At 60.8% G+C, this 19252-nt stretch carries 21 protein-coding genes; 12 read left to right on the forward strand and 9 right to left on the reverse strand.

The features are described from left to right. Positions 1–7 precede the first annotated feature (7 nt). Positions 8–765, reverse strand: a protein-coding gene (locus tag AC1965_RS10030) for an IS5 family transposase (protein WP_483883731.1) whose coding sequence is annotated in 2 segments (ribosomal slippage) — positions 8–444 and positions 444–765 — 759 coding nt in all. Because the reading frame shifts where the segments join, the coding sequence is not laid out codon by codon here. Between the two features lie 132 nt (positions 766–897). Between AC1965_RS10030 and AC1965_RS10035 the strand changes: the two genes are divergently transcribed. Further along, entirely contained in the window at positions 898–1074 is a 177-nt protein-coding gene (locus AC1965_RS10035) for a hypothetical protein (protein ID WP_483883732.1), read from the forward strand. Positions 1075–1625: 551 nt separating this feature from the next. Here AC1965_RS10035 and rpiB read toward each other — a convergent pair. The 4 genes from rpiB to AC1965_RS10055 form a co-directional block, all read right to left on the reverse strand. Beyond that, positions 1626–2075 (reverse strand): ribose 5-phosphate isomerase B, encoded by a 450-nt coding sequence (rpiB, locus tag AC1965_RS10040; protein ID WP_483883733.1) that lies wholly within the window; start codon positions 2073–2075, stop codon positions 1626–1628. A 99-nt stretch (positions 2076–2174) separates the two neighbouring features. After that, the gene (locus AC1965_RS10045; RefSeq protein WP_483883734.1) at positions 2175–2504 is read right to left on the reverse strand and encodes an MliC family protein; all 330 of its coding nucleotides are present in this window, start codon (positions 2502–2504) and stop codon (positions 2175–2177) included. Further along, positions 2504–2899 (reverse strand): cell division protein ZapA, encoded by a 396-nt coding sequence (locus AC1965_RS10050; protein ID WP_483883735.1) that lies wholly within the window; start codon positions 2897–2899, stop codon positions 2504–2506. Before AC1965_RS10050 ends, AC1965_RS10045 begins: the two co-directional genes overlap by 1 nt. Continuing rightward, complete coding sequence (locus tag AC1965_RS10055; RefSeq protein ID WP_483883736.1) at positions 2899–3390, reverse strand: hypothetical protein; 492 nt, start codon at positions 3388–3390, stop codon at positions 2899–2901. The genes AC1965_RS10050 and AC1965_RS10055 overlap by 1 nt, the downstream gene beginning before the upstream one ends. A 265-nt stretch (positions 3391–3655) precedes the next feature. On the opposite strand from AC1965_RS10055, the gene tkt reads away from it, so the two are divergent. Together tkt and AC1965_RS10065 are read left to right on the forward strand one after the other, a co-directional pair. Next, positions 3656–5671 (forward strand): transketolase, encoded by a 2016-nt coding sequence (gene tkt, locus AC1965_RS10060; RefSeq protein ID WP_483883737.1) that lies wholly within the window; start codon positions 3656–3658, stop codon positions 5669–5671. 282 nt (positions 5672–5953) lie between these two features. Then, positions 5954–6130, forward strand: coding sequence for a hypothetical protein (locus tag AC1965_RS10065; protein ID WP_483883738.1), 177 nt, complete (start codon positions 5954–5956; stop codon positions 6128–6130). 126 nt (positions 6131–6256) lie between these two features. On the opposite strand, the gene AC1965_RS10070 is transcribed toward AC1965_RS10065, so the two are convergent. Next, positions 6257–7231, reverse strand: a complete 975-nt coding sequence (locus tag AC1965_RS10070) for a DUF808 domain-containing protein (protein WP_483883739.1) — start codon at positions 7229–7231, stop codon at positions 6257–6259. A 228-nt stretch (positions 7232–7459) separates the two neighbouring features. On the opposite strand from AC1965_RS10070, the gene gap (AC1965_RS10075) reads away from it, so the two are divergent. The 3 genes from gap (AC1965_RS10075) (at position 7460) to gap (AC1965_RS10085) (ending at position 9789) form a co-directional block, all read left to right on the forward strand. Continuing rightward, a complete protein-coding gene (gap, locus tag AC1965_RS10075) occupies positions 7460–8461 on the forward strand; it encodes a type I glyceraldehyde-3-phosphate dehydrogenase (protein WP_483883740.1) in 1002 nt (333 codons plus the stop codon). Between the two features lie 60 nt (positions 8462–8521). Continuing rightward, entirely contained in the window at positions 8522–8665 is a 144-nt protein-coding gene (locus AC1965_RS10080) for a hypothetical protein (protein ID WP_483883741.1), read from the forward strand. 122 nt (positions 8666–8787) lie between these two features. Next, complete coding sequence (gene gap, locus AC1965_RS10085; protein WP_483883742.1) at positions 8788–9789, forward strand: type I glyceraldehyde-3-phosphate dehydrogenase; 1002 nt, start codon at positions 8788–8790, stop codon at positions 9787–9789. 148 nt (positions 9790–9937) lie between these two features. Here the strand turns inward: gap (AC1965_RS10085) and coaD are convergent, their stop codons facing one another. The 3 genes from coaD to AC1965_RS10100 form a co-directional block, all read right to left on the reverse strand. Next, positions 9938–10435 carry a pantetheine-phosphate adenylyltransferase gene (gene coaD, locus AC1965_RS10090; protein ID WP_483883743.1) on the reverse strand — a complete coding sequence of 166 codons (498 nt, stop codon included), beginning with the start codon at positions 10433–10435 and terminating at the stop codon, positions 9938–9940. Between the two features lie 87 nt (positions 10436–10522). Beyond that, on the reverse strand, positions 10523–10957 hold the full coding sequence (locus AC1965_RS10095) for a CBS domain-containing protein (protein ID WP_483883744.1): 435 nt from the start codon (positions 10955–10957) through the stop codon (positions 10523–10525). A gap of 60 nt (positions 10958–11017) precedes the next feature. Continuing rightward, positions 11018–11938, reverse strand: coding sequence for a LysR family transcriptional regulator (locus tag AC1965_RS10100; RefSeq protein WP_483883745.1), 921 nt, complete (start codon positions 11936–11938; stop codon positions 11018–11020). A 119-nt stretch (positions 11939–12057) separates the two neighbouring features. Here AC1965_RS10100 and AC1965_RS10105 point away from each other — a divergent pair, with 119 nt between their 5' ends. From AC1965_RS10105 to AC1965_RS10130, 6 genes are all read left to right on the forward strand, one after another. Next, positions 12058–13557 carry a CoA-acylating methylmalonate-semialdehyde dehydrogenase gene (locus tag AC1965_RS10105; RefSeq protein ID WP_483883746.1) on the forward strand — a complete coding sequence of 500 codons (1500 nt, stop codon included), beginning with the start codon at positions 12058–12060 and terminating at the stop codon, positions 13555–13557. 100 nt (positions 13558–13657) lie between these two features. Then, the gene (locus tag AC1965_RS10110; protein ID WP_483883747.1) at positions 13658–14800 is read left to right on the forward strand and encodes an acyl-CoA dehydrogenase family protein; all 1143 of its coding nucleotides are present in this window, start codon (positions 13658–13660) and stop codon (positions 14798–14800) included. An 11-nt stretch (positions 14801–14811) separates the two neighbouring features. Beyond that, entirely contained in the window at positions 14812–15849 is a 1038-nt protein-coding gene (locus AC1965_RS10115; protein ID WP_483883748.1) for an enoyl-CoA hydratase/isomerase family protein, read from the forward strand. 5 nt (positions 15850–15854) lie between these two features. After that, complete coding sequence (gene mmsB, locus AC1965_RS10120) at positions 15855–16730, forward strand: 3-hydroxyisobutyrate dehydrogenase (RefSeq protein WP_483887025.1); 876 nt, start codon at positions 15855–15857, stop codon at positions 16728–16730. Positions 16731–16802: 72 nt separating this feature from the next. Then, the gene (locus AC1965_RS10125) at positions 16803–18140 is read left to right on the forward strand and encodes an MmgE/PrpD family protein (protein WP_483883749.1); all 1338 of its coding nucleotides are present in this window, start codon (positions 16803–16805) and stop codon (positions 18138–18140) included. A 59-nt stretch (positions 18141–18199) separates the two neighbouring features. Continuing rightward, the gene (locus AC1965_RS10130) at positions 18200–19219 is read left to right on the forward strand and encodes a transketolase (protein ID WP_483883750.1); all 1020 of its coding nucleotides are present in this window, start codon (positions 18200–18202) and stop codon (positions 19217–19219) included. Positions 19220–19252: the final 33 nt, after the last annotated feature.

The raw sequence follows: 19252 nt of genomic DNA on the forward strand, positions 1-19252 counted from the left end.
TCAGGACTCATAACCAGAATATAACCGTTGCTGCGAGAGCGATTGCTGACAGGAAGACCTTTGGGCAGCGGTCATAACGGGTTGAGACACGTCGCCAGTCTTTGAGCCTGCCGAACATTCTTTCGATGCGGTTGCGGCGTTTGTATCGTCGCTTGTCATACTTGACGGTCTTCTTGCGCGATTTGCGCCCCGGGATGCAGGGTTTGGTGCCCTTATCTGCAAGGGTTTCGCGGAACCAATCAGCATCATACCCTCGATCAGCGAGAAGCCACTCCGCCTCAGGCAGGCCGTTCATCAAAGCCGCAGCACCAGTATAATCGCTGACCTGCCCAGCGGTTATGAACAGGCGGACAGGACGGCCGCTGGTGCCTGTTACAGCATGCAGCTTGGTGTTCATGCCGCCTTTAGTCTGCCCAATCAGGCGTCCACGCCCCCCTTTTTCAACCGCAGGCTGGAAGCCGTGCGATGCGCCTTGAGGTATGTTGCATCAATTGAGATAGTTTTGTTATCAGGGTCTTGTTCGGCCAATCCCATCATGATCCGGGCAAACACGCCCATATCACTCCAACGCTTCCAGCGATTATACAACGTCTTTGGTGGGCCATACTCCGTTGGTGCATCGCACCACCTTAAACCATTGCGATTGATGAAGATAATGCCACTCAGAACACGCCTGTCATCAACGCGAGCACGACCTCGGCTCTTAGGAAAGTAAGGCCGCAGACGCTCCATCTGCGCCTCATTCAGCCAGTATAAGTTGCTCATAATATCCCCCAAAACTGGGGATCGTAAATCATGACAACGCGACAAGCTCAATCGATTAATGGGTCCTGACCCTACTACCTGTTAGGGGCAATCCTCGCTGGTGTCGGCGCCTATTCGTGCCTTATGAAGGCAATGCGCACTGGCGAAGTCTCTGCTGTGACACCCTTCAGATACACAAGACTGCTTTTCGGTATATCGCTGGGTGTTGTGATGTTCGGAGAACACCTGAGTTCCGCAATGGTGCTCGGGTCAAGTATGATCGTTTTTTCTGGTTTGTTCATCCTTTGGCGTGGAAAAGCGGCAGGGTAGCTTAATAAGGAAACGACTCGACCCGCGCAGCTTTGGCAATGCGGCGTCACTGACCTGTTGAATGAACCTCTGTGGTCAAAGCTATACCGGCTCCAAAAACACATCAGCGGCCATTGGTGCATCGCGCAGCGTTGGTCAGAGTGGGGCTCTCTTCCGTCCTTCGCTGCATCTCGCGCCAACGTCGGCTTTTGACGTTCATCTCGCGCCGAACACGAACCTACAACCGATTGATCTTTAAGAGCCCCTATCTTTTGCTCCGCGCAGCCAGCACGGTTTGCGCGATCAGGCTGCCCTGTCGCGTGGGGCCGGATATCTCTCCGGGTTCATTTCATAGTGGAAGGGCCGTTAAAAAAGGCGGCGCCGCCAGATCGGATATATAAGACGGGGTGTCACGCCCGCATGTTCACTGCAATCAACATGGCCCAAGCGGGGCCTTTGATCCTGTGGGTGCCGAGGGGGTGAAAGTCCCCCGGCGGGTAATCGCGATTGGCACGGGTTTTACCGGCCATCCCTTAGCATGTCGTGACCCCACCGCGCGTTGCGCGGGTATGTCAGCCTTCGATTGCGGTGATCATATCCACCCGGCGCGCGTGGCGGCCACCCTCAAATTCGGTGTCGAGAAACGCATCGACAATCTCGATCGCCAGCCCCCGCCCGACGACGCGCGCCCCGAGTGACAACATGTTGGCATCATTATGCGCGCGGGTCATCCGGGCAGAAAAGGGATCAGAGCAGACGCCGCAGCGGATACCCTTGACCTTGTTGGCCGCCATCATGATCCCCTGCCCGGTCCCGCAGATGATGATGCCCAAGCGGCAATCGCCAGACGCGACGCGCTCTGCCGCCGCTTCGCCGTGTTTGGGGTAATCGGTGCTTTCGTCCGTCGCGGGGCCGATGTCGACCACCTCCCAACCGCGCTGCGCGACATGGGCGGCGATTTCCTGTCTGAGGGCGATGTCGGCGTGATCGCTGGAAAGGACGATGCGGTTGTTGGATGTCATGGTGAAACGCGCCTGTTTGCTGGTCTGATCGGAATAGGGCGCGCGTGATTTCGCGCGCAGGGGCCTCAGACCATACCTGAGGCCGCGCCGCAATGCCCCCTATTCCTGCGGCGTGCAGCTTTGATAGATCGGCGACGTGGTCCCGGTGGCCCCGTCTTTCCTGCTTAGCGTCGCGGTGCCCTGATGTTCCCACCATTCATAAGACGACCTATCCGACGGCCAGCCATAACGTGCACCCGAACCTGTTGGCAGGGTTTGCAGGTTAATCAGGCGGCCCTCAATATAGAGAACGGCAATGCTGGTATCCACGTCGTTGACATAGACAACCGGCACGGACACGCCCCGGTCGCAGTTATATGTCACGCCGATGACATCGGCGGCGGCAGGCGATGCCAGCAGCAGCCCCACCGCGCCAGCAAGGCGGGTCATCACGTGGCGCTGACCTTGTCGTCGACCTCGGCGGCCAGCGCTTCGGCACGCGCGGCCAGTTCGGCCAGCGTGTCCTTGACCGCCTGCGGCACCACCGGCACCTCAATGCGCTCTGGCTCTACCTTGACGTTGCGCAATCCGGCGAGTTCGGCCTCGCGTTCAGCGAGTTCGGCGCGCACTTCGGAAATGCGGTCTTCGACGCTGGCGGTCTTGTCGGCCAACAGCAGTCCCGCCATCAGCAGCATCCGCGCCTCAGGCATCCGGCCCACCTGATCGCTCAGCACCTGGGCCTCGTCATCCAGCATCTTGGCGGCGGCATGCAGATAGCTTTCCTCGCCCTCCTGACAGGCGACCTCGAACTGGCGGCCTCCGATCGTGATCCGTATCTCTGGCATCAGGCGTCCTCCTCTGCGCTGTTGTCGGCGTCAGATCCGTCAATCAGCGGGGTCAGCGCGGTCAGGATCGCGCTGGCTTCGGCCACATCGGCGGCGCGGGCGGCGCGCAGACCGTCCAGTTCGGCCAGCATCGCCTTGTTGATCAAATGCGGTTCGCCCACGCCTTCGGCATTGGCGTTGCGCAATTTATCGCAGGCATCGACCAGTTGTTCATTGGCGCGGCGCAGGCGCTGCAACTCGATATCGAGTTGGGCCATCCGCGCCTTGCCCTCTGACACCTCGTGGCGCAGGGCCGCCAGATCGGTCTCCGACTTGGATTTGAGCGCGCGCACCCGTTCGGTCAGCTGCGCATTGGCGGTGCGTTCATCCTCTAACGCCTGCACCATGTTGGCGTCTGGCGCGGCGCTGGTACTGCCCAGCTGTTCCAGCCCCTGCGCCACCCGGTCCATGGCGGCCGTGATGCGGCGCTGATATTCGTCTATGTCGCTCATGCCCTCGGATACTCCCTCAGTTACCCAATGCCGTAAATCCTGTCAAAGCCCGCCCGGCGCGGCGAATCGCCCTTTGCGGTCCGTTCCGGCAATCCTACCCAAAGACTTTAGTAATTGCGCCCCCCTTTCATTACAGCCACTTGGCAGACGGAGTTCATCCGCATAGCCGCGCACCGCCGCCGCAACGGGCCAGTTCCGCTTGAACTTTGCCGGATCGCTGGTATGCACGGGCGCAACCCTGACACAGCCCCAAAGGAACCTCCCCGTGGATCTGACAGCCCTCGCCCGCGCCCATCCTGACCATTGGTCAAAAGCCACCGCCATCCGTGCGCTGACCCTTGATGCGGTCGCTGCCGCCAATTCCGGCCACTCCGGCATGCCGATGGGCATGGCAGATGTCGCCACCGTCCTGTTTGAAAAGCATCTGAAGTTCGACGCCGCGAACCCGCTGTGGCCGGACCGCGACCGGTTTATCCTATCGGCGGGCCACGGCTCCATGCTGCTGTATGCGCTGCTGCACCTGACGGGTTATGAACAATTCCCCATCGAAGAGCTGCGCAACTTCCGCCAGATGGGCGCGCGCACGGCCGGCCACCCCGAGAATTTCCTTGCCGATGCGATCGAAACCACAACCGGGCCACTGGGTCAGGGCATTGCCAATTCCGTGGGTTTCGCCATGGCCGAAGAAATCCAGCGCGCGCATTACGGTGCCAAGGTTGTCGACCACTTCACCTATGTCATCGCCGGTGACGGCTGCCTGATGGAAGGCGTGAGCCAAGAGGCGATCACACTGGCCGGGCGTCATAAGCTGGGCAAGCTGATCGTGATGTGGGACAACAATAACATCACCATCGACGGCCCCGTCACCCTGTCGGATCACACCGATCAGGTCGCGCGTTTCCGGGCCGCGCAGTGGCACGTGATCGAAATCGACGGCCACAACCCAGATGAGATTGACGCCGCACTGACCGAGGCCAAAGCCTCCGACCTGCCGACCATGATCGCCTGCAAGACCCACATTGCCCTCGGTCACGCGGCACAGGACACGTCCAAAGGTCACGGCGCATTGACGGACGCGGGCCAGATGGCCGACGCCAAAGCCGCCTATGGCTGGAAAACCGGCCCGTTCGAAGTGCCGGCAGATGTGAAATCAGCCTGGGAAGCAATTGGCAAACGCGGCGCCGACGCGCGCCGTGACTGGGAAGAACGGTTCGACAAGATGCCCCACGCCAAACGCGAGACATTCAACCGCGCCCTGGCCGGGGACATGCCCAAGAAGCTGAGCGCGACCGTCAAGGCGTTTAAAAAGCAGATGACCGAAGCTGCGCCCAAGATGGCAACCCGCGCGAGCAGCGAAAAGGTGCTTGAGGTGCTGAACCCGATCCTGCCCGAAACCGTGGGCGGCTCTGCCGATCTGACCGGGTCGAACAACACGAAAACCGCAGATCTGGGTGTGTTCGACGTTGATAACCGGGGCGGTCGCTATGTCTATTGGGGCATCCGCGAACACGGTATGTCATCTGCGATGAACGGCATGGCACTGCACGGCGGCATCCGGCCGTACGGCGGCACCTTCATGTGTTTCACCGACTACGCCCGCCCCGCGATGCGTTTGGCAGCCTTGATGCAGATCCCCACCACCTTTGTGATGACCCACGATTCCATTGGTCTGGGCGAAGACGGGCCAACCCACCAGCCTGTCGAACACCTGGCCATCAGCCGCAGCACCCCCAACACGATGGTGTTCCGCCCTGCGGATGCGGTCGAGACTGCCGAGGCATGGGAAATCGCCTTTACCTCCAAGAAAACCCCGTCGGTGCTGTCACTGACGCGCCAAGGCCTGCCCACCGTGCGGCTGGAGCACAAGAACACCAACCTCACCGAAAAAGGCGCCTATGTGCTGGCGGATGCGGAAGGCAAACGGCAGGTGATCCTGATCGCCAGCGGCTCTGAGGTGCATGTTGCCATGGCGGCGCGCGATGTGCTGCAGGCCGAGGGCATCGGCACGCGCGTTGTATCCATGCCCTGTATGGAACTGTTCGCCGCGCAGGACGACGCCTACCGCAAACGCGTGCTGCCCGGTGGGGCCGTGCGCGTGGGCATCGAAGCCGGTGTGCGCCAGGGCTGGGACCAGTGGCTGCTGGGCGAGCGTGGCAAATTCGGCAAGGCTGATTTTGTCGGGATGGACCGGTTTGGCGCCTCCGCCCCGGCGGAAGAGCTGTTCGAAAAGTTCGGCTTTACTGTACAAAACGTTGCAGCAAAGGCCAAGGCACTTCTCTAAGCCTTACCGCAGCGCGACATGTAAACCCCTGCCCGTCACCGGGCGGGGGTTTTGCGTTGCCTAGGGGTCTGGTGCAGACACCGCGCAGGGCCCGGGGTTTTGCGTCCCAAACCCAAATGTCGCGCGCAACATCAGCGAGAAATCGCCGCTCCAAATATAACCCAGAGTTGCAAAGAGAGAACTTTAGTGCTTTCTTAGCGTTTGAAGGCTAAAACAACCCAAGCGCGAAATATACGCGCCCTGCCCCTTGAACCCGTGTTCACAGTGACGAAAGGTCTGCCCATGTCCGTTGCATATCTTCTTGGTGGCACGATTGTCGGGGCTCTGGCTGCTTTGGTCTGGCTGATCGTCGGTGGCAGCGTTGCGGGGGCTGTGGGTATGTATATGCTCGCCGGTCAAACAACCTTTGTTGCGATGGCCGCCCATGTCGCGTTGACCGATACGGTCCGCACAGGCTGAACGCACGTCCCTTCCCGCGTGAAATCATCTGATAAGCTCTGCGGGGGTCCGGGGGCAAACCCCCGAAGTACCCTACAGGTTTCACGCAGGTGTATTTAGAAACACGTTAGCAATCTGGCCTCGGGATCACACCGCCGCGCGGTGAAAGATCCGCCGCCAGATCGGCGTGATTACTTTTTCCCCCAGCGGGATCAGCGCCAGACCAAGCAGCAGGCCGAACACCCCGTCAATAGCTGCCTTGGTAGTCCATTCCGTCGCGCCGGTAAGCGCGCCTGGCACCGCATCGCCTGCCATCACCGCAATATCGTGAATCCAATGGCCCAGCGTGCCATAGCCCAATTCCTCAAACCCATGAATGATGATCGACCCGCCGACCCAAAGCATCGCGGCTGTCCCGACCACCGTCAGCAATTTCAGGAACCCCGGCATACCGCGCACCAGACCGCGCCCGATGCCACGGGTCGCGGCAAGACGACCCCGGTTGGCCATGGCCAGCCCCAGATCATCCATTTTAACAATCAACGCCACCGCGCCATAGACCGCCACCGTGATCATGATGGCAACGGCAGCCAGCGTTGCCGCCTCCAGCCAAAAGGAACTGGGCGGGATCGCGGCCAGCGCGATCGTCATGATTTCGGCAGACAGGATGAAATCGGTCTTGATCGCACCTGCGGCTTTTTGTTCTTCCAGATGCGCGGGATCGTCGGGCACCGCATCATGGCCGGGATAATCCTCGTGGCCCTTGGATAGCCCAATGGCATGGGCGACCTTTTCTGCCCCTTCAAAACACAAATAGGCACCCCCCAGCATCAGCAACGGTGAAATTGCCCAGGGCGCGAAGTTGGATAGGGCCAGGCCGGCGGGCAGCAAAAACACCAGCTTGTTGCGCAGCGACCCCTTGGTGATCCGCCAGATCACCGGCAATTCGCGGTCGGCGCTGAACCCTTGCACGTATTTCGGCGTCACGGCGGCGTCGTCGATCACAGCACCTGCCGCCTTGGCCCCCGCCTTGGCCGCCTGCCCGATCACGTCGTCGACACTGGCCGCTGCCACCTTGGCAATCGCAGCCACATCATCCACCAGTGCCAATAAACCGCTCATCGCTCGCCCCTTTTGCTGTAATCCAACCGAGGTAGCATGCCCACGGCGGCAGGCAAGCCCCCAAGCGCAGGTCGCGTCACACCCAGGTCACGGCAAAGCACCCGGCCCGAGGTTAACGCTAACATGCAGGTTTAACGCTAACATATGGAAAACATTTGGCTTTGCCCCTTTCCCCCATAGCCCGGCCACGGATATAGAGCGCCCAATCCATCAGAAAGGCACGCCCCCATGACCATCAAAGTTGGCATCAACGGATTTGGCCGCATTGGCCGCTGCACGCTTAGCCATATCGCGGCTTCGGGGCGTGACGACATCGAAGTGATCAAGATCAACGCCACCGGCCCGCTGTCGACCGCAGCGCATCTGATCAAATACGATTCCGTCCACGGACGGTTCCCCGGCGAAGTGAATATCGACGGCGGCTATATGAATTTGGGACAGAACGACATCGAAGTGATGTCGACCTACAACCTGGAAGAACTCGACTGGACGGGTTGTGACGTGGTGCTGGAATGTACCGGCAAATTCAACGACGGCAACAAGGCCCGCGTCCATCTGGACCGCGGTGCCAAGCGTGTTTTGCTCTCGGCCCCCGGTAAAAACGTCGACAAGACAATCGTTTACGGCGTGAACCACGACCAGCTTGAAAAATCGCACCGGATGATCTCGAACGGGTCCTGCACCACGAACTGTCTGGCCCCGCTCGCCAAGGTGATGCACGACGCCGTGGGCATCGAAAGCGGTCTGATGACCACGATCCACAGCTATACCGGCGACCAGCCGACACTGGACCGCCGCCATGACGACCTGTACCGCGCCCGCGCCGCTGCGATGGCGCTGATTCCGACGTCAACGGGTGCAGCCAAGGCATTGGGCGAGGTGCTGCCGGCACTTAAAGGTCGGCTTGATGGCACCGCGATCCGCGTGCCGACACCAAATGTCAGCGCTGTTGACCTGACGTTTCAGGCCAGCCGCGACGTGACCCGCGAAGAAATCAACGCCGCCGCGCGCGCCGCCGCTGAAGGGTCGATGAAGCGCGTGTTGGGCTATGACCCCGAGCAAAAAGTCAGCGTCGATTTCAACCACACTGAGGAAAGCTGCATCTTTGCACCCGATCAGACCATCGTCGTGGCTGGACGTACGGTGCGGGTGCTGGCCTGGTATGACAATGAATGGGCGTTTTCTGTCCGCATGGCGGATGTTGCCGTGGCGATGGGTCATTTGGGCTGACGCTTGCACGGCTGGCGCGCCCCTGTCATATCGGGGGTGCGTCAGCCGGAGAATGCCAAGATGACCAACCCGATCGCCAGCGTCCTGGCCCTGTTCCTTTGCGGCGCAGTCGTGGTGGATATCATCTATTTCGGCGACGAACATATGATCTATCTGGGCAAGAAACTGTTTGAACTGATCGAATGGATTGCGTTTTGGCGCTGAGCCGCCCGCGCGACCTGCCCGGCAAAAACATTGTATCGGTACTTTTTTCCGCACCCCTGCCCCGTTGACACCACCGCCACGGAGCGCATCTTGCCCGTGCAATTTGATCAAAAGGTGGCGCGATGACTGTGAAACTGGGCATCAATGGATTTGGCCGCATTGGCCGCAACGTGCTGCGCGCCCTGATGGAACGTGCGCCCGAGGGGCTGGAGGTGGTCGCGATCAACGACCTTGCCCCGCTGGAGACGCTGGCGCATCTGTTTGAATTCGACTCGGTGCATGGGCGGTACGGCAAGCCGGTCACCCTGACGGATACCACTATGGATGTGGGCCGCGGCCCGATCCGCGTCACGGCAGAGCCTGGGCCGGAAAACCTGGCCTGGGCCGATGTGGATCTGGTGCTGGAATGCACCGGGTTTTTCCGGGACCCCGCGCAGGCCGCGCTGCATCATCACAATGGCTCGAAACGAGTGCTGATCTCGGCCCCGGCCAAAGGTGACGTAAAAACAATTTGTTACGGCGTTAACCATGACCTGATTCAAGCCGATGACATGATCATCAGCAACGCCTCATGCACCACCAACTGTCTGGTGCCGGTGGCGCATGTTCTGGACGCGGCCTTTGGCATCAAGCGCGGGCATATGACCACGGTTCACAGTTATACCGGCACCCAGCCGGTACATGACCGCGCCCAGGACGATTTATACCGCGCGCGCGCCGCAGCCTTGTCGATGATCCCGACCAGCACCGGCGCGGCCGAGACGCTTGGCGTCGTGTTGCCGCATCTTAATGGGTTGATCACCGGTACTGCTGTGCGGGTGCCGACGCCCAATGTGTCCTGCATCGACCTGGTGGTAGAGTTGAACTGCGACACCACGGTCGAAGACGTCAATGACGCCATGCGCGCGGCTGCGGGTGGCGCATTGAAAGATGTGTTGGGCGTGACCGAGCGCAAGCTGGTGTCGACGGATTTCAACCACGACCCGCGCAGTGCAATCTTTGCCAGTGACCAGACGTCGATCCAGCAGGGCAATCTGTTGCGGGTCTTGGCGTGGTATGACAACGAATGGGGCTTTTCGAACCGGATGCTGGATACCGCAGGGGTTATGGCGGCGCAGATGTGACGTACACACCGAGGGAGCAGAACCCCAAGCCCGAGGCAACCTTTGTGGGGGCCAGCCCCCCAAACCCGACGTATCCATTTGGGGGGCCAGCCCCCCAAACCCCCCGAGGGTATTTGAGACCCGAAAAAGTATAAGATTTGGGTTTGTATCAGAGTTTCTTGTACCGTTTGATCAGTTCGGCGTTGACCGCAGGTGTGACGAATTTTGAGACATCGCCGTCGAGACGCGCGATTTCCTTTACCAGTTTGCTGGCGATGGCCTGATGCGTCGCCTCGGCCATCAGGAAAACGGTTTCGATGCTGTCATCAAGCTGGCGGTTCATGCCGACCATCTGGAATTCATATTCGAAATCCGACACCGCGCGCAGGCCACGGATGATGATCTGCGCGCCCACGTCGCTGGCGCAGTCGATCAGCAGGTTCTCGAACGGATGCACCACGATCTCGACCCCGGTTTCACGGGCCAGATGTACACATTCGGCCTCGATCATGGCGACCCGTTCTTCCAGACGGAACAATGGCCCCTTATCGCGGTTGATCGCCACGCCGATCACCAGCCGGTCCACCATCGGGGCGGCGCGGCGGATGATGTCGATGTGGCCCAGTGTGATCGGGTCAAAGGTGCCGGGATAAAGGCCAATACGCATGAGAAATCCTAATTTTGCCGCGTTGCGGCATAGCCAAGCATTTCACCGCCAGAAGCGCAACCCGGTTCGCGGTAGCAGATGGCGGCCTTAGTGGCCCATGATCATACCCTCAAGGGCCTGTTTCTCCATCGAAAGCTCCATTAGCTGTGCCTTGACCACATCACCAAGCGAGATCAGGCCCACCAGTTCGCCATCTTCGAGCACCGGCATGTGGCGGAAACGGCCATTGGTCATGGTTTGCAGAATCGCATCGGACCGATCATGGCGGCTGCAGGTGACCAATTTGCTGGTCATGATGCTTTCAACCGTCTTGGCCAGGCAGCCGGCGCCCTGTTTGCCCAATTCGCGCACGATGTCGCGTTCGGACACGATGCCGTCGGGGGTCTTGCCGTCTGCCGAAATGACAAGGGTGCCGATGCGTTTGTCGGACAGCATCTTGGCCGCTTCCGACACCAGCATACCGGGTGCGGAGGTGACGACCTTGCCGTCTGGCTTGGTCTTGAGAATTTGTGAAACCAGCATTTGGCATCTCCTTGCAGCGGCTGCGGACTATCCCCAGCGTCACCGGGAAAGCGTTTCCTGTCAAGCTTTTGCAACCGGCGCCGCACGGGCCTCGGACTCCAGCCGCGCGACCTCGACGCGCAATCCGGCGCTGAGGGCATCGGCAAAGCGGCGCAACCTAGCGTTTCGGCGGTCATCAGCGTGCCGGATGAGATAGAATGACCGCGTGAGGCTGACATGATCGGTCAAGACACGCCGCACGCCGGGGGTGGCAGGCAATGAAAAGTCATGTGCCACGCCGATGCCGCCGCCCTGCTGGATCATGCGGACCTGCACGGATACCGAATTTGACGCCAGCGCCACACGGCTCAGCCCCAGATCGGCGAGGTAATCCAGTTCACGGTCAAAGATCATGTCGGGGATATAGCCGACGATACGGTGGGCCTTTAGGTCCGCGGGGCTGGTCAGCGGCGGATGGGCGGCGAGATAGCTTTCAGACGCGGCCAGATGCAGGTGATAATCAGTGACCTTTTGCACCACCAGCCGCCCGGCAGTGGGAGCGGACACGCCGATCGCCATGTCGGCCTCGCGCCGGGACAGGTTGAACACACGCGGCAGGGCGACGATTTGCAAATCGACATCGGGGTTTTGCGCCGCAATCCGCGCGCAGACCTGCGGCAACAGATAATTCGCCGCGCCGTCTGGTGCGCCAATGCGGATTTGCCCCGACAAGCGATCGGTTGGTCCGGGCACCCCTGCGCTGGCGGCGCGCATGGCCTGTTCGGCCCGTTCGGCACGCGCCATCAAGTCAGTGCCTGCATCGGTCAGCGCATAGCCCTGCGGCGATTTGACAAAGAGCACCGCCTGTAATGACTTTTCCAACCGCGCCATCCGACGGCCCAGCGTTGCCGGGTCAAGACGCAGCACCTTGCCCGCGCCCGACAGGCTTGCCTCACGGGCCACGGCAAGAAAGAGCCGAAGATCATCCCAGTTCTGATGCATCGTTTGTCCCGCCTCACAATCCACATCTTGCAAAAATGCAAGACGGTTTTGATATCTTGCCCCTTTCCCTTGCCTTTTTGCAAGCCTATCCTACCGCCAAACACATAGAGGAGTATCCCATGCAAGAGATGACCCATTACCTGAACGGTGCACACGTCAAAGGCACCTCAGGCCGTTTCGCCGACGTTATGAACCCCGCCACCGGCGAGGTGCAGGCCAAAGTGCCGCTGGCCAATGGCGATGAGATGAACAAGGCCGTGGAATACGCCCAAGCGGCCCAACCCAAATGGGCCGCTACCAACCCACAGCGCCGGGCGCGGGTGTTGATGAAATTTGTCGACCTGCTGAACCGCGACATGGACAAGCTGGCCGAAGCGCTGAGCCGTGAGCATGGCAAGACCCTGCCCGATGCCGCCGGTGATGTGCAGCGTGGGCTTGAGGTCGTGGAATATTGCATCGGCGCGCCACAGCTGCTGAAGGGTGAGTTCACCGACAGCGCGGGCCCCGGTATCGACATGTATTCCATGCGTCAGGCGCTGGGTGTGACGGCGGGCATCACGCCGTTCAACTTTCCCGCCATGATCCCGATGTGGATGTTTGCCCCGGCGATTGCCTGCGGCAATGCCTTTATCTTGAAACCATCCGAGCGTGACCCATCAGTGCCGCTGATGCTGGCAGAATTGTTCGAGGAAGCCGGTCTGCCCAAGGGTATTTTGCAGGTTGTGAACGGCGACAAGGAAGCGGTTGACGCGATCCTGCACCATGATGTGATCCAGTCTATCGGCTTTGTCGGGTCGACCCCGATTGCGGAATATATCTATGCCACGGGCTGCGCGAATGGAAAGCGCGTGCAGTGTTTTGGTGGGGCCAAGAACCACATGATCATCATGCCGGATGCCGACATGGATCAGGCCGCTGATGCGCTGATTGGTGCAGGTTACGGTGCGGCGGGCGAGCGCTGCATGGCGATTTCGGTGGCTGTGCCGGTGGGCGATGAGACCGCCGACCGTCTGATCGAAAAGCTGGTGCCCCGGATCGAAAAGCTGAAGGTCGGGCCTTATACATCTGGCAATGATGTGGACTACGGCCCCGTTGTGACCGCTGCCGCCAAGGCCAATATCGAACGTCTGGTGCAGTCTGGCATCGATCAGGGCGCCGAACTGGTTGTCGACGGGCGTGATTTCAAATTGCAGGGCTATGAGGATGGTTTTTTCATCGGGCCACACCTGTTTGACCGCGCCACCAAGGACATGGACATCTACAAGCAGGAAATCTTTGGCCCCGTGCTGACCTGTGTGCGTGCCAAGGATTATGAAGAGGCGATCGGCCTGGCGATGGACCACGAGTATGGCAACGGCACCGCGATTTTCACCCGTGATGGGGATGCGGCACGTGACTTTGCCAACCGGATCAACGTCGGCATGGTCGGTATCAACGTGCCGATCCCGGTGCCGCTGGCCTATCACACCTTTGGCGGCTGGAAGAAATCGGTCTTTGGTGACCTGAACCAGCACGGGCCGGATGCGTTCAAGTTCTACACCCGCACCAAGACCGTGACGGCGCGCTGGCCGTCGGGCATCAAGGAAGGCGGCGAATTCTCCATCCCTGTGATGGAATAAAACGACGGGGGGTGGCCGCGGGGTCACCCCCCCTTGCAATATTCTCGCAAACATTGGAATTTAACACGTGTTCAATAACCAACATTGAGGGGGATCAGCGGTGGATTTTGCACTAAGCGAGGAACAGACGGCGATTTTTGATATGGCCTATGCCTTTGGCCAGGAAAACATCGCGCCTTTTGCCCAGAAGTGGGAAAAAGACGAAACCATCCCCAAGGAGCTGTGGCCCAAGATCGCTGAACTGGGCTTTGGCGGTTTATATGTGTCCGAGGATGCGGGCGGTTCGGGGCTGACGCGGTTGGATGCCACGCTGGTGTTCGAGGCGCTGAGCATGGCGTGCCCGTCTGTCGCGGCATTCCTGTCGATCCACAATATGTGCGCCAAGATGCTGGACAGTTTCGCCAGTGACGAGCTGAAATCGCGGATCATGCCGGATGTGCTGAGCATGAACACCGTGCTGTCCTATTGCCTGACCGAACCGGGATCGGGGTCGGACGCTGCCGCGCTCAAGACCAAATGCGAACGCACCAACGAAGGCTATACGCTGAACGGGACCAAGGCGTTTATCTCGGGCGGTGGCTATTCCGATGCCTATGTCGCGATGGTGCGCACGTCGGACGATGGCGCGGCAGGTGTGTCGACCGTCTATGTTGAGGATGGCACGCCGGGGCTGTCCTTTGGCGGGTTGGAAGACAAGATGGGCTGGCGCAGTCAGCCGACCTCGCAGGTGCAGTTTGACGATTGCAAAATCCCGGCGGGCAACCTTGTTGGCGAAGAAGGCAAAGGTTTTAAATACGCGATGATGGGGCTGGATGGCGGGCGGTTAAATATCTCGGCCTGTTCCTTGGGCGCCGCGCAGACCGCGCTGAATGCAACGTTGCAGTACATGGGCGAGCGGCAGGCGTTCGGCAAACCGATCGACCAGTTTCAGGGGCTGCAATTCCGGCTGGCGGATATGGAGATTGAGCTTCAGGCCGCGCGCACCTTCTTGCGCCAAGCGGCGTGGAAGCTTGACACCGGCGCGCCGGATGCCACGAAATTCTGCGCCATGGCCAAGAAATTCGTGACCGAGGCCGGCAGCCGCGTGGTGGATCAATGTCTGCAACTGCATGGCGGCTATGGCTATCTGGCGGATTATGGCATTGAAAAGCTGGTGCGCGATCTGCGGGTGCATCAGATTTTGGAAGGCACCAACGAGATCATGCGCGTGATCGTGGCCCGCGACATGCTGAAAAACCGCTGAGGAGCCAACCGATGAGCGATATCAATATCCGCATCACCGGGCGCGCGGGCCGGATCACGCTGACACGGCCCAAGGCGTTGAACGCGCTGAGCTATGACATGTGCATGGCGATCGATGCCGCACTGATCAAATGGCGCGATGATCCGGCGGTGGCAGTGGTGATCATCGACGCGATGGGTGACAAGGCGTTTTGCGCGGGCGGTGACATTGCCGAGTTGTACGAGACCGGAACCAAGGGCGATTACGCCTATGGCCGCCGGTTCTGGGCCGATGAGTACCGGATGAACAACCGGATTTTTGCCTATCCCAAACCTGTGGTGTCTTTCATGCAGGGCTTTGTCATGGGCGGTGGTGTCGGCATCGGTTGCCACGGCTCGCACCGCATTGTCGGTGACAGCACGCGCATCGCCATGCCCGAATGTGGCATTGGGCTGGTCCCTGACGTGGGCGGATCGCTGTTGCTTGCGCTGGCACCGGGGCGTTTAGGGGAATACCTTGGCACCACAGGCACGCGGATGGCGGCGGCGGATACGATTTATGCAGGGTTTGCGGATCATTATATCCCCGAGGGCGATTGGCCCGCGCTGATTGCCCAGCTTGAGCAGAGCGGCGACGCAGAGGGTATTGCGGGTACCCCCCCCGCCCCCGGTACCCTACAGGGCCAGCAGGCGCAGATTGATGCCACCTTTGACGGGGAAGCGCTGGAGGACGTGATGCGAAATCTTGCCCGGCCGGAGGGCGATTTTGCGGCTGATACCCTCAAGGTGATGCAGCGCGGCTCGCCTTTGTCGATGGCTTGCACGATCGAGATGATCCACCGCCTGCGCGGGCCGGCGCTGAGCATGGCCAAGGCGCTGGAGTTGGAATACCGCTTTACCTTCCGCGCACAGGAACAGGGTGATTTTATCGAAGGTGTGCGCGCCGCGATCATCGACAAAGACCGCAAGCCGCAGTGGAAACACGCCGGGCGCGACGTGCCGCTGGCGGACGTAAGCGCGATGCTGCGCCCCTTGGGCAAAGACGCATTGAATTTGGAGGACGAGGCATGAGCAATCTGACAATCGGTTTTATCGGGCTGGGCAATATGGGCGCGCCGATGGCCGCCAATCTGGCTAAGGCGGGGCATGATGTGCGCGGTTATGACGTGGCGGGCACCACCGCCGCAGGCGTCAGCGTTGCCAAGGACATTGCCGACGCTGCGACCGGCGCGGACGTGGTGATCACCATGCTGCCCAATGGTGCGATTCTGCGGCAGGTTGCGGTACAGGTGATCGAGCATATCGCCGAGGGCGCGCTGTTTATTGATTGCTCGACCGTAGATGTCGAAAGCGCGCGCAATACGTCGGAAGCGGCTGAGAACGCAGGTATCCTAGCGGTTGACGCGCCAGTTTCGGGCGGCATCGGCGGGGCCGAAGCGGGCACGCTGACCTTTATGGCCGGCGGGTCAGAGGCGGCCTTTGCCAAGGCGGCACCGCTGTTTGAGATCATGGGCCAAAAGGCCGTGCATTGCGGCGACGCGGGTGCGGGTCAGGCCGCGAAAATCTGCAACAATATGATCCTGGGTGCGACGATGATCGCCACCTGCGAAGCCTTTGCGCTGGCTGACAAGCTGGGGCTGGACCGGGCGCGGATGTTCGATGTGGTCAGCACCTCGTCCGGGTATTCGTGGTCAATGAACGCCTATTGCCCGGCACCGGGGATCGGGCCGAAATCACCCGCCGACAATGGCTACAAGCCGGGGTTCGCAGCGGAATTGATGCTCAAGGATCTGGGGCTGGCACAGCAGGCGGCGGAAATGGCCGATGCTGACACGCCGATGGGCGCGCTGGCACAAGAGCTTTATGCACGTTTTGTGGACGAAGAAGGCGGCAAAGGCATGGATTTCTCGGCCATGCTGCCGCGATTTGAAAAACGCGGGCGGCGCGGCTGAGGTCGCAAACAGGCATCTATGGCGGGTGACATCACTTAGGCTGGGGGGATATGCCAGCCAAAGGATGCCGCCATGCCCCTCCCCTTTCACCACTTCGCCGCCGAGTTGACCCATGACGCCCTGCCAGAGGACGTGCGTCAGGTATTGCGCCGGTCGTTCACCGATACGATGGGCGTTGCGGCCGTGGGCTCGACCACCCGCATGGCCGATGTCGGGCGACGGGGCGCGATGGCGCTGTTCGGTCCCGGTGGCGCGGGTGCCTCGCGGATCGTGATGCATGGTGGCCGGGTCAGCCCGGCGGGGGCGGCCATGGCCGGGGCCATGACAATCGACGCGGTCGATGCCCACGACGGTACGTCATACTGCAAAGGACATGCCGGATCGGCGGTGTTCCCCGCCCTGCTGGCCATGGCCGACGCCGCGGCGTCACCAATGACCGGGGCCGAGTTTACCGCCCTTCTCGCTGTGGCATATGAGATCAGCTATCGCGCCGGTCTGGCACAACACGCCACCTGCGCCGATTACCACACCTCTGGGGCCTGGACGGCAGTGGGCGTCGCCGCAAGCTGCGCGCGCGCCTTGGGGTGTACGCCAGCGCAGATCCGCCATGCCGCCGGGATCGGTGAATACCACGGGCCGCGCAGCCAGATGATGCGCTGCATCGACCATCCGACCATGCTGCGCGACGGTGTCGGCTGGGGCGCGCCGTCGGGCCTGACGGCGGCCTACCTCGCGGCAGAAGGATTTACCGGAGCGCCCGCGCTGACCTGCGAAGCGGCGCCGGCTTTTTGGGACGATCTGGGAGAAGCATGGCGGCTGGTCGAGCACACGCATTACAAGCCCTACCCCTGCTGCCGCTGGGCGCACCCGGCAATCGACGGGGCCGCCGCCCTGATGGCAGAGCACGGGCTGCACCACACACAGATCGCAGGCGTCGAGATTAAGACGTTCCACAACGCCACACGGTTGGCCGGGCATGAACCCACAAGCCCGGACGAATTTGGCTATGCCATCGCCTTTCCGGTGGCAGCGATGATCGTGCGCGGACAGGTCGGTGTGGCCGAACTGGCCGAAGACACCCTGCGCGACCCCGACATCTTGCGGGTCAGCCGCGCCACCACGCTGGTCGATGATCCACATTTCACGCGCATTTCCGATGGCAAACGCTGGGCGCAGGTGACGCTAACCCTGCACGATGGGCAGCGCGTCACCGATGCGGCGCGCACCCCGCGGGGCGATGCGGACCTGCCACTGTCTGACGCAGCGATTTCGGCCAAATTCCACGGTTTCGCCGATCCGGTCTTGGGCCACGTGCGGGCGGCGCAGTTGGAAGACCTAAGCGGACGGTTTGACAGCCTCGATACGGCGGATTTCAGCGCCTTGCTTGACCTGTGCCTTGCGGCCCCCTGAGCAGACGGAACCAACCCATGCGCCATTCGTTAGGGTCAGAGTGAAACCGGAGGAACAGCATGCGACGCATATTACTTACGACGCTGATTTGTAGCGTATCAACGGCGGTCATCGCCGCGCCAGCCATCGCCGCGCCGCAGGTTCAGCGCATGGTCGGCTGGCATGTCGGTGACGACAGCACGGATGCCCAGATTTGGCTGGCCAAGGACGACAAGGGCAAAAAGCCGAAACACGCGAAAAATAAAGGGAACGACAAGGGCAAGGCGCACGGCAAAAAGAAAGATCACGATCAAAAAGATCACGATAATAAGGCAAAGGTCGAAAAATCGGACAAGGGCGACAAGATCAAGGTCAAGGGGGCGCACAGCAAGGGGGACAAGGATTTTGACGCCCGCGTCGAACGGTTTATCAAAGACCGTGATAGCACCGCCGCTGCACTGCTGGAATCGCGCGCGCCCAAAGGTCGCGACATGGCGCTTTTGCTAGGTGCCGCAGGCCTGCTGTTGGCTGGGCCGGACATAAACGTGGTCACCCTACCCCAGGACGAACTTATCACTTACCGTAACTGCCCACCAGGACTGGCCAAGAAGGACCCGCCCTGCGTGCCGCCTGGCCTTGCCAAGAAGGGTGTCACATACGATGAATGGGCGCGATATTCAGACGCGGATTACGACCGCCTGCTCGACGAACAACGCCGCCCCTATCTGGATGAGGACCGCCTGACCGACCGTGAATTGCTGCTGTTGGATACGCAGCAGATCGCGCGCCTCTACGGGCTTGACCCTGCGCCGCAGGGGCAGCGCTATGCCCTGATCGACGGGCTGCCAGTGCTGTTGGAAGACAACGACTATTCAGCGCTGTTGCGGATCAACGAATTGGCGCGCGTGGCAGATATCGGCGCTGGATTGAATGTCGCTCCGACGGCGGCCTTGACCCAAGAGGAACTGATGCGGCTTTACCGGCTTCCTGCCCCGCAGGACGGCTATAACTACGCCGTTCTGAATGGTCAGGTGATCGCATTACAGGACAGCGCGTATGAAACCCTGCAATTGATCCGGATTGCGCGCGCCGTGCTTTAGACGCGACAACATGCCGCCTGTGCCGGGGGGCGC

This window comes from Sulfitobacter sp. KMM 9851 (genome assembly GCF_057178245.1).

Excerpts from the sequence above, each read along its gene's own strand:
- AC1965_RS10035 (WP_483883732.1), top strand. The coding sequence starts at position 898 with ATGCGCACTGGCGAAGTCTCTGCTGTGACACCCTTCAGATACACAAGA.
- rpiB (WP_483883733.1), bottom strand. The coding sequence starts at position 2,075 with ATGACATCCAACAACCGCATCGTCCTTTCCAGCGATCACGCCGACATC.
- AC1965_RS10045 (WP_483883734.1), bottom strand. The coding sequence starts at position 2,504 with ATGACCCGCCTTGCTGGCGCGGTGGGGCTGCTGCTGGCATCGCCTGCC.
- AC1965_RS10050 (WP_483883735.1), bottom strand. The coding sequence starts at position 2,899 with ATGCCAGAGATACGGATCACGATCGGAGGCCGCCAGTTCGAGGTCGCC.
- AC1965_RS10055 (WP_483883736.1), bottom strand. The coding sequence starts at position 3,390 with ATGAGCGACATAGACGAATATCAGCGCCGCATCACGGCCGCCATGGAC.
- AC1965_RS10065 (WP_483883738.1), top strand. The coding sequence starts at position 5,954 with ATGTCCGTTGCATATCTTCTTGGTGGCACGATTGTCGGGGCTCTGGCT.
- AC1965_RS10070 (WP_483883739.1), bottom strand. The coding sequence starts at position 7,231 with ATGAGCGGTTTATTGGCACTGGTGGATGATGTGGCTGCGATTGCCAAG.
- gap (WP_483883740.1), top strand. The coding sequence starts at position 7,460 with ATGACCATCAAAGTTGGCATCAACGGATTTGGCCGCATTGGCCGCTGC.
- AC1965_RS10080 (WP_483883741.1), top strand. The coding sequence starts at position 8,522 with ATGACCAACCCGATCGCCAGCGTCCTGGCCCTGTTCCTTTGCGGCGCA.
- gap (WP_483883742.1), top strand. The coding sequence starts at position 8,788 with ATGACTGTGAAACTGGGCATCAATGGATTTGGCCGCATTGGCCGCAAC.
- coaD (WP_483883743.1), bottom strand. The coding sequence starts at position 10,435 with ATGCGTATTGGCCTTTATCCCGGCACCTTTGACCCGATCACACTGGGC.
- AC1965_RS10095 (WP_483883744.1), bottom strand. The coding sequence starts at position 10,957 with ATGCTGGTTTCACAAATTCTCAAGACCAAGCCAGACGGCAAGGTCGTC.
- AC1965_RS10100 (WP_483883745.1), bottom strand. The coding sequence starts at position 11,938 with ATGCATCAGAACTGGGATGATCTTCGGCTCTTTCTTGCCGTGGCCCGT.
- AC1965_RS10105 (WP_483883746.1), top strand. The coding sequence starts at position 12,058 with ATGCAAGAGATGACCCATTACCTGAACGGTGCACACGTCAAAGGCACC.
- AC1965_RS10115 (WP_483883748.1), top strand. The coding sequence starts at position 14,812 with ATGAGCGATATCAATATCCGCATCACCGGGCGCGCGGGCCGGATCACG.
- AC1965_RS10125 (WP_483883749.1), top strand. The coding sequence starts at position 16,803 with ATGCCCCTCCCCTTTCACCACTTCGCCGCCGAGTTGACCCATGACGCC.
- AC1965_RS10130 (WP_483883750.1), top strand. The coding sequence starts at position 18,200 with ATGCGACGCATATTACTTACGACGCTGATTTGTAGCGTATCAACGGCG.